The sequence below is a fragment of the Selenomonas dianae genome (assembly GCF_030644225.1).
GTDB classification, from domain to species: domain Bacteria; phylum Bacillota; class Negativicutes; order Selenomonadales; family Selenomonadaceae; genus Centipeda; species Centipeda dianae.
The window spans coordinates 1,741,690-1,756,317 of record NZ_CP128650.1 but is presented as its reverse complement, the minus strand read 5'-3'; the positions used below and the strand labels follow the sequence as shown (position 1 = coordinate 1,756,317).

Here is a 14,628-nt window from a genome sequence, read left to right as displayed (position 1 = left end):
AAGGGACAGACCCAATGGTGGGAATTGTGACGGATCGGGAGTGATATTGTGGATCGAACCGTTGGGGGGATGCGCGATGGATTTCTGCTGGAAATCAAAGAAGACGGCAACTATCTCACCGTCTATTCGGAGGAGGAAGGGCGGACTCTCGTCGATTTGACATCGCTGCGGGAACACCTCGCAAAGGAGAATGTCACGGACTATGATCTCCTTCAGGTGGCACGCATGGTGCGTGCTGCGGATGGCGTGCGGGAGAAGCTCGAATCGGCACCGGAGGACGGTGAGGAGAACAAGATTGTTCCCTTTCGCATTGAGATCGCACGCGACAAGATGTCCGCAGCCGTGCGTTTCGATGATGCGAAGGGGAATCTGCCTCCTACCGCTGCGGACATTCTGGCGGCACTGGCGGAGAAGGAGGTTGTCTATGGCATCGACCACGCCGCCATCGAGCGCGGTGCTGCACGTCTGACCCCATTTCTTGCTGCGCGCGGTACGCCGGCGATTCCGGGAGAGAACGCACGCATTGAAAGATCCTACGATCCGTCGATCAAGGGACGTCCTGCTGTGCGTGCATATGACCGCGTCGACTATAAAGATCTGAACATCTTTCTCAAGACACATGCGGGGGATGTACTTGCCGTGCGCACCCCCGAAACCCCGGGGACGCCGGGGACGAACGTTTTGGGGGCGGCGGTACCGCCCCGCCCGGGGAAACCTGCACAACTGCCGCAGGGAAAAAACACAAAGATCGTCAACTCCAATGAACTCGTTGCACTTATCGACGGTCAAATTGTCGATGAAGGGAAAAAAATCAGCGTAGATCCGCATCTCGTCATTGATTCCGGGGTCGATGTCGGAACGGGCAACATTGACTTTGCCGGCAGTATCGAGATCAAGGGCGACGTGGAGAGCGGATTTATCGTCAAAGCGACGGGGGATATAGAGATCCAAGGGATGATCGGCGGCGCACAGGTCGAGGGGCGAAATGTTATCGTTCACGGTGGCATTCGCGGCATGAACATCGGAAAGATCCGTGCCGCCGAGGATGTCAGCATCTCCTTTGTTGAACACGCCAATATCGAGGCGGGGCGCGATATATTTGTCAACGATGTCATTTTGCATTCGGAGATCCGTGCGGGGCATCACGTTCTCGTCGAGGGACGGCGTGGTATCATCACCGGCGGCAACGTTGGCGCGGGGGAATCCATTCGGGCCAAGATTTTTGGCAATACCTTTTATGTGCAGACCAATCTGGATGTCGGTGTCGATCCGAACTTGAAACACCGCTATGATACCCTGTTCAAGGAGTGTCAGACGGCAATCAAACGACTGACCGAGGTGCGTTTCTCCCTTGCGACACTTAAGAAAAAACCGCTCATGAGCCTGTCTGAGCGGCGCAGGGAGCAGCTTGTGGAGATGACACATGAACAGTTCCCTCTTGCCTGTAAGATTAAGGAAATGCAGGAAGACCTCAATCGGATGCAGGAGGAACTGGAACAGATGCAGAAGGGGAGTGTCGCTGCATCTGATGTGATTTACCCCGGGGTCAATGCAACGATCAACGGCGTGAAAAAATCGGTGGAGGAGGTACTGCATCATGCAAGCCTCCGCGTTTTGGATGGGAAAATTGCCGTAGGAGTTCTTTGAAGAGAGGCAGGTTCGTCATGAATGTCACGCCAATCAGTATGCAGATGATGTTCCCGCAGTCCAACGAGGCGGGAAACGTTCAGAGCAATATGCAGAATCAGGTCAACATCCAGCAGAGCTTTGAATCCGTTCGACAGAAACAGGATGCGGAGCTTGCACGACAGCAGGTACGCGCCAAGGAACAGGCGAGCGAGGATTCACGCGTGAAGGACGATCCCGAGCGTGAACGCAGACAGGGGCGCGGCAATGGCGGAGAGAGCCGCAGAGGCGACACGCAGGATCGCGGCCTCGAACTTCTGCAGCGACTTGCCAGAGATCCGAATCGCGGCGTTCATCTCGACATCAGCCTATGATGCCTAAAGGAGGCTTCCTGTCATTATTTCTGTGACCGAAATTTTGGGCGCACTTATCATCCTCGGCGCTGTTCTGCTGCTCATCGTGCGGTACATCATCCACCGACGTCAGCGCAGCGAGGAAGAGGATGAAGATCTGGCGACATCCATAGAGAAGTTAAAAAAAGAACTCCAGCAGTCCGCCGATACCATCATCAAACGGCTCGGCTCTCATGTGACGAAATTGGAGGGACTTCTGCGCGAGGCGGATGATCGCCGTGTGCGCCTTGAAACGCGCGTTGCGGATGCACAGCGTCTGGAGTGGGCGCTGCGTCAGCGCATTGAGGAACTGGAGCGTCGTCTCCGCGATATGGGGCAGCCGCTGTCTTCTGCTCCTGTTGCTGTGCGGGAAGGTCAGCCCGCCCCGCTGCCGGTGACGGAGGCACGCCGTACCGACGGCGATGAATTTGCCGCCGTGCTGCATCAGTCGATTTTGCGTGAACATGAACGTACAAGTGCGGCACCTGTGCAGCAAGTCTATGTGCAGACCCCGCAGCTCGGATCAATGGTACAGGAGATGCAGTCGCCGCTTGTTCGGAGGCGGGCAGGGATGCCACAGGAACGTGTGCAGCCCCACTATCCGCAGGCGCATGGAACAACCACAGCAATGCCTGTCCCGCCCCCTGCGCATCCGATGGAACGCTCCGCAGCGGAAGAACAGCCGGTACGAGAAGATGAAACCATCATCAAGGCACGCGCCCTTCTCCGTGCAGGCCGCACGATTGAGCAAGTCGCACGTGAAACAGGTGTCGAAATCGGTGCACTTCGCCTCATGAAGCAAATGACACAAAGGGATTGACAAAAGGGGAAAATATCGGTATAATACCTTTTGTTCGGGACGTAGCTCAGCTTGGTAGAGCGCTTCCTTGGGGTGGAAGAGGTCGTGAGTTCAAATCTCGTCGTTCCGACCATTACTTAGAGTTAAAAGGCTTTCGGGGTTTTCAGTGTCGCATACTGAAAGCTCCATTTTTTTGTTTGTCTGCCTTGAAAAAATATGCTGTTTCTGCTATGATGGGAACACAAAAGGGAAAGCCCCTATAGGGCGGCTACTCCTTCACAAGAAGACGGAATAACCGCTTACCGTGTCAAAGTAGGGCGGTTATTTCTTTTTTATGGCAACGATGAAGCCTGTGACGAGCACCAGAATTAGGATGAACTCGTAATAACTCATGTTGCATCACCTCCCCTTTATAGAGTTGGAGAGATGAAGAAGTAGCCGCCTGTGCCTATAGGGGTTCTTTTGCATTATACAGGTGTAGAATGAAAAGCGCAAGTGGGCGGCGTTGTCTTGCTATGTGTCTGCTCTCTGTGAAATGAATGGTAGGGATGTGTCCCCCTACACCTGCTCACAGCGCCTACGCGGATGGTGGCACGGGGAAATGACACACACGGGGAAAATATATACCTGCTCACAAATATTTTGCAAAATTCAGTGTTGATAAAGTCTTGAAAAATACGCTGCGTTTGCTATACAAGTAATGCCTTGTGTGCTACAATGAAACCGTTTAGAAGGGAGTTGATACCATGGCACAGCTTAGTGTACGAATTTCGGACGATGTGAAAAGAAATGCGGAGCAGGTTTGTGAGGATATTGGGATGTCCGTATCTACCGCGATTAATATTTATCTCAAACGATTGGGGCGTGAAGGGCGTATCCCGTTTGATGTGTCTGCGGATCCATTTTACTCGCGGGAAAATATTGCCGTTCTTGACAGGCGTATCGCAGATATAAGGGCGGGTAGAAATGTGGCAGCGCATGAGTTGATTGAGGTGTGATGTGCAAAAGATATGGCATGATGAGGCATGGGAGGAATATATAGAGTGGCAGACGAAGGACAAGAAAACGCTAAAGAAAATAAACGCTCTTTTGCGGGATATTGACCGTAACGGGTATAACTGTACGGGAAAGCCGGAGGCTTTGCGTGGGAATTGGACAGGCTTTTATAGTGTGCGTATTGATTCTAAAAATAGGCTTATCTTTCAGATTACGGATGATGTCATAGAAATCGCTCAGTGTGGGGCGCATTATGGGGATACATAAGTTCTTGCAGGGCGGGTTAAGGCCACGATATGAGCAACGCTTTATAAGCCCCTCAAAATGTACTCTTGAGAGGTATAGAAAGAGTTGTTAATGTGTGCGTCCTATTGATTGCAGTTGCTTCATTTAGGTTTTCGGCGCGTTTTGAGGTGGAAGAGGTCGTGCGTTCGAATCCCGTTATTCCGATCATTTTCGGCATAGGGATTTCCGTGCGGGAGTACGGAGGATTTTCGCGTGAGTGAGGAGGGATTTTGTGAACCTGATCGTAGATAATTCTGTCCTGCAAGTTCTCTTACTTGCCGTTATGTTTCTCTCCATCATGGTGGAGATCAAGACGGGCGGTCTCGGTGTGGGGGTGCTGCTTGGCATTGTCGCGGCAGCGGTGTTCTGGGGCAGTCAGTATACGCAGGGGCTCGTGGAGCTCTATCATATCGCGGTCTTTCTTGCGGGCGTTCTGATGATTATTGTGGAGATCCTGCTGCCGACGGTGGGGCTGCTTGCCGGGCTTGGCGTTGCAGCGATGCTCTACAGCATTGTGCTGGCTCTCGGCGGGGATATTGGTGCGCTTGCGGCGCTTGGGATTGCACTTGTCATTTCTGTTGCCCTCTTTTTGCTCATTGTTTCGCGTCTGCCGTCGAGCAGGCTCTGGAATAAGATTGTTCTGCAAAAGAGCTCGCGCACGGAGGAGGGCTATGTGAGCGCGGCGGAGCAGTCGGATCTTGTAGGGAAATCGGGCGAGGTGCTCACAGAACTGCGCCCGTCGGGGACGGCACGGATCGACGGCCGCCCCGTGGATGTGATCTCGGAAGGGGCGTTTATCTCCAAAGGGAAAAGCGTTGTTGTTCTGTCCGTGAACGGCAGCCGTGTTGTTGTTCGTGAGATGTAGATTTTTGAATTTATGATAGGAGGTTTTTATGGGTACTCTGTTCGGGGGAGCATTCCTCGTTATTGTCGTCATTCTTGCAGTGTCGATTTTTTTGCATTTTGTGCCGATTGGGCTGTGGGTATCTGCGATTTCGGCAAATGTTTCGGTGAGTATTATCTCGCTCATCGGTATGCGGCTGCGCCGCGTTCCACCCAGTCGGATTGTGCTGCCGCTGATTAAGGCGAACAAGGCGGGATTGGATGTGGGTGTCAATCAGCTTGAGGCGCATTATCTTGCGGGCGGCAACGTGGACAAGGTGGTCGATGCGCTGATCGCTTCGCATCGCGCACAGATTGCCTTGCCGTTTGAGCGTGCGGCGGCGATTGATCTCGCGGGACGTGATGTGCTCGATGCGGTGCAGATGAGTGTCAATCCAAAGGTGATTGAGACGCCGATTGTGTCTGCCGTCGCGGCGAACGGTATTGAGCTTAAAATCAAGGCGCGTGTTACGGTGCGTGCGAACATTGACCGTCTTGTCGGCGGTGCGGGCGAGCCGACGATCATTGCTCGTGTCGGTGAGGGTATTGTCACGACGGTCGGATCCTCGCAGAGCCATACGGATGTGCTTGCAAATCCGGACGACATTTCAAAGACAGTACTTGGCAAGGGGCTTGATGCAGGGACGGCGTTTGAGATTCTTTCCATTGATATTGCGGACGTGGATGTCGGGCGCAACATCGGCGCGGAGCTCCAGACCGATCAGGCGGAGGCGGACAAGCGCATTGCACAGGCAAAGGCGGAGGAACGCCGCGCCATGGCGGTTGCACGCGAGCAGGAGATGAAGGCGTACACGCAGGAGATGGAGGCAAAGGTGGTCGAGGCGCAGGCGGAGGTGCCGCACGCGATGGCACAGGCGCTGCGTGAGGGAAAACTCGGCGTGATGGACTACTACCAGCTGAACAATATTCAGTCCGATACAGATATGCGCCACGCCATCAGTGCATCGGGCAAGACGGATGAAAAGCACCCGACACCGCCGGTCAAGTGAGGGATACGGTATGGAATACCTTATCCTCATCATCCTTGCTATAGGGATTTCCATCCTCGACGACCGTTTCGGCGGTAAGAAGAAAGTCCCGCCGCCAACGGTTCCGCAGGAGGTTCCGCGTCCGCGCAGGCGTACAAAGAAAACGCAGACGCAGGAGCGTTTTGAGATTCCGCCGATGCGCGGTGTTCCGGGACAAGCGGAGATCACCGTGGAGGCAGAGGTGCTGCGCGCACAGGAACTGCGGGCGAAATGGGAGGAAGCGCGGCGCGCTGCACAGCAAGAAAAGCGTGCGCGGGAGCGCAGGGAACGTCTTGCTGCAGAACAGGCGGCTGCAGATCTTCCGCGTGCGTCCGCGCCGTCGGCACTTCTGCCGCATCTGACGGCGGATACGATGAAACAGGCGGTCGTGCTGTCCGAAATCCTCGGGAAGCCGCGCGCCCTTCAAAAATTTCCGAGAAGATAATGGGAAGGCTTGCCATGTGCGGCAGGCCTTTTTCTTATGGGGAAATTTGAGATCTGAAAAGCGGAAGGTGTGCATAGAATTCTTGACACTATAGAGAAAAAACATTAAAATGGATAGGAGAATTTTATGGGTTGTTTGAACCATGAAACGAGGAGGTGGCCGTTATCATTACTGAATTACTAATGGTGGTTATTGCTGCTGCCGTCGGTGCTGCTGCGGGCTATGTCGCACGCAAACGCACGGCGGAAGCTCAGATAGGATCAGCCGAGGATGAGGCGAAGCGCATTGTCGAGGAGGCCGGCAAGAGGGCGGAAACCAAGCAGAAGGAAGCCCTGCTTGAGGCGAAGGAGGAGATCCAGCGTCAGCGGCAGGAGTTCGAGCGGGATTCCAAGGAACGCCGCAATGAGATTCAGCGGCTCGAACGCCGCACGATTCAAAAGGAGGAGAATCTCGACCGTAAGCTCGAATCCATCGAAAAGAAAGAGGAGGGGCTGCAGCGCAAGGAAGCACGCATCGACAAGACGCAGGCGGAGGTAACAGCGCTCTATGAGAGCCAGAAGCAGGAGCTTGCGCGTATCTCCGGACTTTCGAATGAGGAGGCGCGTACGATCCTCATGGCAGAAGCCGAGGAGGAGCTGAAGCACGAAAAGGCGCGCAAGATCAAGGAGTACATACAGCAGACGAAGGATGAGGCGGACAAGGCGGCACGCGAGATTTTGAGCGTTGCGATTCAGCGCTGCGCTGCCGATCATGTGGCGGAGACGACGGTTTCGGTCGTTGCTCTGCCGAACGATGAGATGAAGGGTCGCATCATCGGGCGTGAGGGGCGCAACATCCGTACGCTTGAGACATTGACGGGCATTGATCTCATCATCGACGATACGCCGGAGGCGGTCATCCTCTCAGGGTTTGACCCCGTGCGGCGTGAGATCGCACGCATTGCGCTTGAAAAGCTGATTCAGGACGGACGCATCCATCCCGCACGCATTGAGGAGATGATCGAAAAGGCACGGCGCGAGGTCGAGCAGCGGATCAAGGAGGCGGGCGAGCAGGCGACATTCGAGACGGGGGTGCACGGCATTCATCCGGAACTCGTGCGTCTCCTCGGGCGTATGCGTTATCGTACGAGTTATGGGCAGAACGTCCTTGCACACTCCATCGAGGTCGCACATCTGGCGGGGCTCATGGCAGCGGAGCTTGACTGTGATGTCATGCTCGCCAAGCGCGGCGGTCTCCTGCATGACATCGGAAAGGCGGTCAGCCATGAGATTGAGGGTCCCCATGTGACGGTCGGCGCCGATCTCGCGCGCAAGTACCGTGAGTCGAAGGAGGTCATCAATATCATCGCTTCGCATCACGGCGATGAGGAGGCGACGACGATTGAGGCGGTGCTTGTTGCCGCCGCAGATGCAGTGTCGGCGGCTCGCCCGGGAGCGCGTCGGGAGAGTCTGGAGTCCTACATTAAACGACTTAAGGCTCTGGAGGAGATTGCGGAATCTTTTGAAGGGGTGGAGCGCTGTTTTGCCATTCAGGCGGGGCGTGAGATCCGTGTCATGGTGAAGCCGGATAAGGTGGATGATGCGGGAGCCGCCGTGCTTGTCCATGATATTGTAAAGAAGATCGAGGGCGATCTTGAGTATCCGGGACAGATCAAGGCGACGGTCATCCGCGAAACCCGCGTTGTTGATTACGCCAAGTAGAAAAAGCCGCACTGACCGGATGGTCGTCGATTTATCAGTGATTCCCTAAGCAATGAAATTCCAAATAAACATAAAATAGGGGGCGTCGGCCCCCTATTTCTGGAAAATGTGGAGCCTACGTCATGCCGTAGGGGGGCAGGTGTGTTTCCGCATATCGAGGAGAGCCTATGCAACAGCTGACTTACATTGTTTCCGGCACCGCAGACGCGCAGCGCCAGGCGGAACAGGCAAAGGAAAAACTGGATCGCATCCCGTACATTGCTTCGCTGCTCATTACGGTTGCAGCGCCCTGTGAGATGGCGCTTGAAAAGGCACTACAAATGCGTGATGCCCTTCGGGAGCTCTTTCCGCACGCACGTATTCTGGTACATACATGTGCACTCAAGATGGCGGATCTGCGTCTTGATACGGCGGGGGTCATGTTGACTATTACGGCGTTTGAGGAATCGCAGGCGGACTTTGTCATCGTGAACGGGAATACGGCAGATGCGGCATCGACGCAGAAGGTTGTTGATTTTGTTGCGGAGCGTCCGACGACGAAGCTCATCGAGTTCTTTGTCGTCGGGCTCATGGATCAGATTGATGATCTGTTCGATGGGATTTCCGTTATGGATGCGTCCATCGAGGTGTTTGGCGCGTTTGTGGATGCAGAACCGGTGAATGAGCACGGTTATCTTGTTGCCGATGATGTGGTGACGGAACTCGGCATGGTCGCCATTGTGTTTTATGGAGAGACACTGGATGTGCACGTCGTCCGCAATTTTGGTTGGAATGTACTGGGGCGCGAGATCGTCGCCACTCGTGTCGATGGCTGTAAGATCATGGAACTCGACGGAGATACGCCGCTCAAGATCTATGAACGCTATTTCGGTATCAAGGGAGATGGGGACTTCAGTTCGGATGCCGCGCTCTTTCCTCTGTGCTTTATAGAGGCGGACGGGTCAATTTCGGCACGTGTTCCAATCAAGATTGAGGAGGGGACGGGTGCTCTGATTTTCGGCATTCCCATCCAGAAGGGAACCAAGTTTCGCCTTTCCTATGGCGATCCCTATGGGATTCTGTCGAAGGCTGCGGAGAATACGCGTGGAATGACGGCGTTCTCCCCTCAGGCGATTCTGGGGACGGCGTGCGTCGGACACTATCTCCTGCTCGGCGATGATGTCGTGACGGAGATGACACCGTGTGCGGGATGTCCTTCCTCCACGGTGTTTATCTTCGGTGAGGTGCGCCGCATAGGGAAGCGCGTGTCTACGGCACACCTGAACGTCCTGCTCGTTGGGATGAAGGAGGATCCCGGTTACGTCAGGAACATTTCGCTCCAGACGAAGCGTGTGGCGCATCTCTCCTATAACCGGAAGATGCTCGCCTTCATGTCGCACTTCATACGTGTTTCAGAGGAGGAACTCTATACGGCAAATCAGCGCCTCAGTCAGCTTGCGAGCCGTGATGCGCTGACGAATCTTCTGAACCGCCGCGAGATGGAGCGCGTTTTGAAGGAAGCGGTTGCGTATGCGCAGGAGAATAAGACACCACTTTCGGTCATCCTCATGGATATTGACCATTTCAAAGGCGTCAATGACACCTATGGACACGATATGGGGGACAAGGTGATCCTCACGGTGGCAGATGCCATTTCCCATACGATTCGCGGATCGGATTCCGGCTGCCGCTGGGGCGGCGATGAGTTCTTTATCATTCTCGCAGGAGCGTCGCTTGCGGTTGCGGGACGGGTCGGGGAACGCATCCGCCGGACGGTGGAGAGTTCGAAGATGCCGTTTGATCGGAGTGTTACCGTCAGCGTCGGTGTCGCTGCATTCGATGTGGAACGGGACAATGAGCTCCAGCTGTTCAAGAATGCGGATGAAGCACTCTATCAGGCAAAGAAGGCCGGGCGCAATGCGGTCTATGCACTTGGCCTTGGACGTGTAAGCGGTGTTGACTAGGCTGCGGGGGAGGCGGTGCTATGTTTGACTTTTTGCGCAGATTTACGGGAGGGGGGTCCGGTCGCACCAAAAGCGAACAGGCGCGTCCCGGTGTGCAGCTGCTCGCCTCTGTGCTGGTGTGTTTCCCGGAGATCGAGGCGGTTTCCTACGAGCCGCGCAAGGCTCTTTTGACGATGGATTTCATCGTGCGCAAACAGGTTGAACCCGCGGAGATTGCGGCGTTTGCGGCGTTTCTTACCGAGAGCATTGAGACCTATCATGTGATCGAGGACAGTGCGGCGAGCGTCATGGACTTCTCCTATGAGCAGCATGGCGAACTCACGATGCTGCATCTTGCACGGCGTATGGATGAACTGTCGGAACGTGAGCTGAGTCTTATTGTTCTGCTTTTGAAGGAACGCTTTGGTGACAGCCTTCTCGTTGACCCACATGGGGCGGAGATGCTTGACGCAGAGTTTCGGATGATTCAGCATGAGACGTTGGAACGGATGCTGATGGCAGTGCGTGAGATCCCCCTGCGCGAGCGTTTGGTGGGGATTCGTGAACGCGATCAGGTTGTGGTCTACAACCGATGAGAAGGATGGGAGGACGCGCTGTGCGCATTATGTTGGTCGGTGACGTTGTCGGTCGTGCGGGACGACGTGCGTTTCGTACGATCACCCCGCGTCTGCGCACGGAGCGCGGCATTGATGTCGTCATTGTCAACGGTGAAAACTCCGCCGGCGGCAAGGGCTATACACGCAAAGCACTGGATGAACTCTATGCGGGCGGTGCGGATGTTGTGACTTCCGGCAATCACGTCTGGGACAAGAAGGAGGTCTTTGATTTCGTCGATGACGAGCCGTTTCTCGTGCGCCCCGCGAACTATCCGGAGGGGACGCCGGGGCATGGCTACTGCATCTTCCCGTTTCGTACCGCGCATATTGCTGTGATGAATTTGTCGGGACGTTCCTTCATGCCGGCACTGGACTGCCCCTTTCAAAAGGCGGATGAGATCTTGGCGGAGATTATGGGTAAGGTGGATCTGGTCGTGCTGGACTTCCACGCGGAGACCACGTCGGAAAAACTTGCCATGGGATACTATCTGGATGGGCGTGCCTCCATCGTTGTCGGTACGCATACGCACGTGCAGACAGCGGATGAGCGTATCCTGCCCGGTGGAACGGCGTATATTACGGATCTCGGCATGGTCGGCCCCTATGATTCGATTCTGGGGGTGCGCAAGGATGCTGTGATTCAAAAGTTTCGGACGGGGATGCCCGCGCGTTTCGATATGGCGGAGGGAGCGGCGGAGTATGCTGCCGTAATTGTAGATATTGATCCCTCCGGTGGCAGGACACCGCAGATCGAGCGTGTACTCCTGCGTGAACAGGACTGAGCAAGGAGCATACTATGCCAAGCGATTTGCATATCCATTCGATCTTTTCCGACGGACGGAACACTCCCGTGGAGATCGTGGAAGCGGCAAAGGCTGCGGGGCTGCGCTATATCTCCATCACCGATCACGACAGTGTCGAGGCGGTCACGGAGCTGTATGAGAGCGGACATTACCCCGCAGGGAGCCTGCGCATCATCCCGGGCGTGGGGTTCAGTACAGGGGATGGGCAGCACGAGGCTCATATACTGGGCTATAACATTGATATTTACAACGCCGGACTTCAGGAGAAACTTGAGGAGATCAGTGAGGCGCGCTGGATTCGTTTTACGGAGATTGTCGAGCGTCTGAAAAATCTCGGCTATGAGATCGGTGAGACGGAAGTGCTGACGGACGAGGGGATGTGCAAGGCGGTCGGACGCTCCCATGTGGCACGTGTGCTTGTCAAGAAGGGGTATTTTGACTCCATACGCATATGCTTCGATCAGCTGCTGCGGCGTGGGCAGCCTGCCTATGTGCCGCACTTTCGCATTTCGCCGGAGGAGATCATCCATGTCATCAAGGGCGCAGGTGGGATTCCCGTGCTCGGAAATCCGAAAGTGTTGGACGATGAGGCCTATGTGGAGCAGCTCATTGCGCTCGGCATTGAGGGGCTTGAGGTGTTTTATCCGACTTACGACCACGCCGATACGCAGCATTATATGGACGTGGCACAAAAACATGGGTTGCTCGTTTCCGGCGGTTCGGACTATCGCGGTTTTGCGGGACGGGAGCCGGATATGATCGGGAAATTTACGATTGAGGACATCTACGCCGAGAACTTCTATCGGCCGCCGCATATCAGCTGACAGGAAAAGGAGGAAGACGATGGATGTGATCGCCCTTGTCGGACCGAGCGGAACCGGCAAAAGCCACCGCGCCCTGTGGGTTGCTCAGCAGAACGGTGCAGATGCCATCATTGACGACGGTATTCTGATCAAGGATGGAAAGGTGATCGGCGGCAGTTCCGCAAAAAAGGAGAAGAACCGCATTATGGCTGTACGCCGTGCGATTTTCGTCCTACCGGGACACGCCTCCGATGTGCGTCGTGCCATTGCGGAGTCCCTTCCTCGGCGTATCCTTCTGCTCGGCACGTCGGAGAATATGGTGCAGAAGATCGCAAAGGCGCTCAGGATCGGACCTGTGAGCAAGATCATCCGCATTGAGGACATCGCTTCGAAAAAGGACATGGAACTGGCACAGTACCATCGTTTGAAGCGCGGCGAGCACATCATTCCCGTGCCGACGATTGAGCTGAAACCGCATTTCTCCGGGTATCTTATCGATCCGATCAAGAGCTTCTTTAAGACCTCCTCGGCAAAACGGCGCCGCCTCGGAGAGCGTTCCATTGTACATCCCGTGTTCAGTTACTACGGAAAACTTGTCATTGACGATTCGGTCATAAAGAACATCGTACACATTGTCGCTGAGGCGCTTGAGGAAGTGTACCGCGTCGGACATACGCATGTGAAGCATCTTGTCAACGGGGATGATGATCTTGGCATTATGGTTTCCTTTGAGGTGGTCTTTTCCTACGGTCATGCGATCACCGAGGCCATGGCGACCCTGCGCCGCCGCCTTCGGACAGAGATCGAGCGTATGACGGGCATGGTTGTACACGAAATTGACATTCTGGTCAAGAGTATTCACGTTGAGCGGGGAGCACGCACACACGCTCGGACGGCTGTATCCCCCTCCGGCTGAGAGAAAAACGGATTCTTCACTTTTTGGGGAAAAAGTGCTAGAATGAAAAGGATTTTTTTTAGAAACGTAGAACTAAATATATATCTGTTTTGTGTGCAGTTTTCTCTGTACACATTAAAGGGGACGTTATGAAAATAAATGTTTCCTAAAATGCGGGAAAGGGATGTGACATTTCATGCTTGAGCAGTTGGTAAATACCTCGATGCTGGATATTGGCAGCCGCGCAATGGCGGCGGCTTCTCTGCGCCACGAGGTGCTCAGCAATAACATCGCCAACGTGAACACACCGAACTTCAAGCGGAGTCATGTACGCTTTGAGGATTTGCTGAAGCAGGAGTTGGGGCTTGCACGTGAGCCGCTGATGAAGGTTGTGCGGACGCACGACCGGCATCTCCCGATTGCTCCGCGCGGCAAGGCACATGGTGTCATCGAGCAGGATGAACATACGAATATGCGCCTGGACGGGAACAATGTCGATATTGATATTGAGATGGCAGAGGTAGCAAAGAATCAGCTTTATTACAGTGCACTGGCAACGGCGCTCGGAGGACACATCGGCAGACTGAAAAGTGTCATTACGAGCGGTCAGGGCGGCTGATCGCAGGAGGGCACGATATGGGAATGTTTTTGGGAATTGATGCGGCGGCTTCCGGACTTACGGCTGAGCGGCTGCGCATGGACGTGATCTCCAATAATATCGCAAACGCGAACACGACGCGTGCACAGGGCGGAGGTGCCTATCACCGCCGCTATGTTGTGTTTCAGCCGCGCGAGAAGGGGGCGGGCATCGGCTTTGAGTCCTTCCTTGCGCGTGCTTCGGATCGTATGCGTCCGGGAGATGGTGTGCGTGCGGTGTCGATTGAGACGGATCGTACGCAGGGAACTCTCGTCTATGAGCCGGGACATCCGGATGCCAACGCACAGGGGTATGTAGAGCGACCGAACGTCAACATCGTCTCCGAGATGGTGGACATGATCTCGGCATCCCGTGCCTATGAAGCGAACACAACGACGATCAATGCGGCGAAGTCCATGGTGACCGCAGCACTTCGCATTGGCGGCGGCAACTGATTTTTGCGCACATTTTAAGGGAGATCAATGTATATGGAAGTACAAGCACTGCAAATGACCCCTGTGACGATGCGTGCGACCAGCCATCTGGGTGAGACCGTCGCGAAAGAGCCGTCCAAGAGCTTTGGCACATATTTGCAGGATGCGCTCTCCGAGGTAAACAAGCTGCAGCTGGCATCGGATGAGCAGAACAAGCTGCTTGCAGCCGGTGAAGTGCAGGATGTCTCTCAGGTCGTTGTGGCAGGGCAGAAGGCGGAGATCGCCCTGCAGCTGACGCTGCAGCTGCGCAACCGCGCCGTCGCTGCCTATCAGGAAATCATGCGGATGCAGGTATAAGAAATCA

Annotated in this window: 17 protein-coding genes and 1 tRNA gene; all 18 read left to right on the top strand. The window is 54.9% G+C overall.

Annotation, left to right across the window (positions count from 1 at the left end):
* Positions 1-48: 48 nt before the first annotated feature.
* The 18 genes from QU667_RS08555 to fliE all read left to right on the top strand — a co-directional run bounded on the left by QU667_RS08555 (position 49) and on the right by fliE (position 14,621).
* Positions 49-1,647: a flagellar assembly protein A gene (locus QU667_RS08555; RefSeq protein ID WP_304986777.1), complete on the top strand. Its 1,599-nt coding sequence runs from the start codon at positions 49-51 to the stop codon at positions 1,645-1,647.
* A 17-nt stretch (positions 1,648-1,664) separates the two neighbouring features.
* On the top strand, positions 1,665-2,000 hold the full coding sequence (locus tag QU667_RS08550; protein ID WP_314807062.1) for a hypothetical protein: 336 nt from the start codon (positions 1,665-1,667) through the stop codon (positions 1,998-2,000).
* An 85-nt stretch (positions 2,001-2,085) separates the two neighbouring features.
* Complete coding sequence (locus tag QU667_RS08545) at positions 2,086-2,838, top strand: hypothetical protein (RefSeq protein ID WP_425541890.1); 753 nt, start codon at positions 2,086-2,088, stop codon at positions 2,836-2,838.
* Positions 2,839-2,873: 35 nt separating this feature from the next.
* A tRNA-Pro gene (locus tag QU667_RS08540) sits at positions 2,874-2,950 on the top strand.
* A 613-nt stretch (positions 2,951-3,563) separates the two neighbouring features.
* Positions 3,564-3,815: a type II toxin-antitoxin system RelB/DinJ family antitoxin gene (locus QU667_RS08535; protein WP_304986774.1), complete on the top strand. Its 252-nt coding sequence runs from the start codon at positions 3,564-3,566 to the stop codon at positions 3,813-3,815.
* A 1-nt stretch (position 3,816) separates the two neighbouring features.
* Positions 3,817-4,080: a Txe/YoeB family addiction module toxin gene (locus tag QU667_RS08530; RefSeq protein WP_304986773.1), complete on the top strand. Its 264-nt coding sequence runs from the start codon at positions 3,817-3,819 to the stop codon at positions 4,078-4,080.
* Positions 4,081-4,330: 250 nt separating this feature from the next.
* Positions 4,331-4,963, top strand: a complete 633-nt coding sequence (locus QU667_RS08525; protein WP_304986772.1) for an NfeD family protein — start codon at positions 4,331-4,333, stop codon at positions 4,961-4,963.
* Positions 4,964-4,991: 28 nt separating this feature from the next.
* On the top strand, positions 4,992-5,990 hold the full coding sequence (floA, locus tag QU667_RS08520) for a flotillin-like protein FloA (RefSeq protein WP_304986771.1): 999 nt from the start codon (positions 4,992-4,994) through the stop codon (positions 5,988-5,990).
* A gap of 10 nt (positions 5,991-6,000) precedes the next feature.
* Positions 6,001-6,453, top strand: a complete 453-nt coding sequence (locus QU667_RS08515; RefSeq protein WP_304986770.1) for a hypothetical protein — start codon at positions 6,001-6,003, stop codon at positions 6,451-6,453.
* A gap of 182 nt (positions 6,454-6,635) precedes the next feature.
* Complete coding sequence (gene rny / locus QU667_RS08510) at positions 6,636-8,153, top strand: ribonuclease Y (RefSeq protein ID WP_425541884.1); 1,518 nt, start codon at positions 6,636-6,638, stop codon at positions 8,151-8,153.
* 167 nt (positions 8,154-8,320) lie between these two features.
* A complete protein-coding gene (locus QU667_RS08505) occupies positions 8,321-10,096 on the top strand; it encodes a sensor domain-containing diguanylate cyclase (RefSeq protein WP_304986768.1) in 1,776 nt (591 codons plus the stop codon).
* A gap of 20 nt (positions 10,097-10,116) precedes the next feature.
* Positions 10,117-10,671, top strand: a complete 555-nt coding sequence (locus tag QU667_RS08500) for a hypothetical protein (RefSeq protein WP_304986767.1) — start codon at positions 10,117-10,119, stop codon at positions 10,669-10,671.
* Between the two features lie 20 nt (positions 10,672-10,691).
* Complete coding sequence (locus QU667_RS08495) at positions 10,692-11,474, top strand: TIGR00282 family metallophosphoesterase (protein ID WP_304986766.1); 783 nt, start codon at positions 10,692-10,694, stop codon at positions 11,472-11,474.
* A gap of 14 nt (positions 11,475-11,488) precedes the next feature.
* On the top strand, positions 11,489-12,319 hold the full coding sequence (locus QU667_RS08490; protein WP_304986765.1) for a PHP domain-containing protein: 831 nt from the start codon (positions 11,489-11,491) through the stop codon (positions 12,317-12,319).
* Positions 12,320-12,338: 19 nt separating this feature from the next.
* Complete coding sequence (locus QU667_RS08485) at positions 12,339-13,214, top strand: Asp23/Gls24 family envelope stress response protein (RefSeq protein ID WP_304986764.1); 876 nt, start codon at positions 12,339-12,341, stop codon at positions 13,212-13,214.
* Between the two features lie 175 nt (positions 13,215-13,389).
* A complete protein-coding gene (flgB, locus tag QU667_RS08480) occupies positions 13,390-13,812 on the top strand; it encodes a flagellar basal body rod protein FlgB (protein WP_304986763.1) in 423 nt (140 codons plus the stop codon).
* Positions 13,813-13,829: 17 nt separating this feature from the next.
* Complete coding sequence (gene flgC, locus QU667_RS08475; protein WP_304986762.1) at positions 13,830-14,285, top strand: flagellar basal body rod protein FlgC; 456 nt, start codon at positions 13,830-13,832, stop codon at positions 14,283-14,285.
* 33 nt (positions 14,286-14,318) lie between these two features.
* A complete protein-coding gene (fliE, locus tag QU667_RS08470; RefSeq protein ID WP_304986761.1) occupies positions 14,319-14,621 on the top strand; it encodes a flagellar hook-basal body complex protein FliE in 303 nt (100 codons plus the stop codon).
* Positions 14,622-14,628 lie beyond the last annotated feature (7 nt).

Bases quoted from the DNA above. Each gene is read 5' to 3' on its own strand.
- QU667_RS08550 (WP_314807062.1), top strand. From the start codon at position 1,665: ATGAATGTCACGCCAATCAGTATGCAGATGATGTTCCCGCAGTCCAAC.
- QU667_RS08535 (WP_304986774.1), top strand. From the start codon at position 3,564: ATGGCACAGCTTAGTGTACGAATTTCGGACGATGTGAAAAGAAATGCG.
- floA (WP_304986771.1), top strand. From the start codon at position 4,992: ATGGGTACTCTGTTCGGGGGAGCATTCCTCGTTATTGTCGTCATTCTT.
- QU667_RS08515 (WP_304986770.1), top strand. From the start codon at position 6,001: ATGGAATACCTTATCCTCATCATCCTTGCTATAGGGATTTCCATCCTC.
- rny (WP_425541884.1), top strand. From the start codon at position 6,636: ATGGTGGTTATTGCTGCTGCCGTCGGTGCTGCTGCGGGCTATGTCGCA.
- QU667_RS08505 (WP_304986768.1), top strand. From the start codon at position 8,321: ATGCAACAGCTGACTTACATTGTTTCCGGCACCGCAGACGCGCAGCGC.
- QU667_RS08500 (WP_304986767.1), top strand. From the start codon at position 10,117: ATGTTTGACTTTTTGCGCAGATTTACGGGAGGGGGGTCCGGTCGCACC.
- QU667_RS08490 (WP_304986765.1), top strand. From the start codon at position 11,489: ATGCCAAGCGATTTGCATATCCATTCGATCTTTTCCGACGGACGGAAC.
- QU667_RS08485 (WP_304986764.1), top strand. From the start codon at position 12,339: ATGGATGTGATCGCCCTTGTCGGACCGAGCGGAACCGGCAAAAGCCAC.
- flgB (WP_304986763.1), top strand. From the start codon at position 13,390: ATGCTTGAGCAGTTGGTAAATACCTCGATGCTGGATATTGGCAGCCGC.
- flgC (WP_304986762.1), top strand. From the start codon at position 13,830: ATGGGAATGTTTTTGGGAATTGATGCGGCGGCTTCCGGACTTACGGCT.
- fliE (WP_304986761.1), top strand. From the start codon at position 14,319: ATGGAAGTACAAGCACTGCAAATGACCCCTGTGACGATGCGTGCGACC.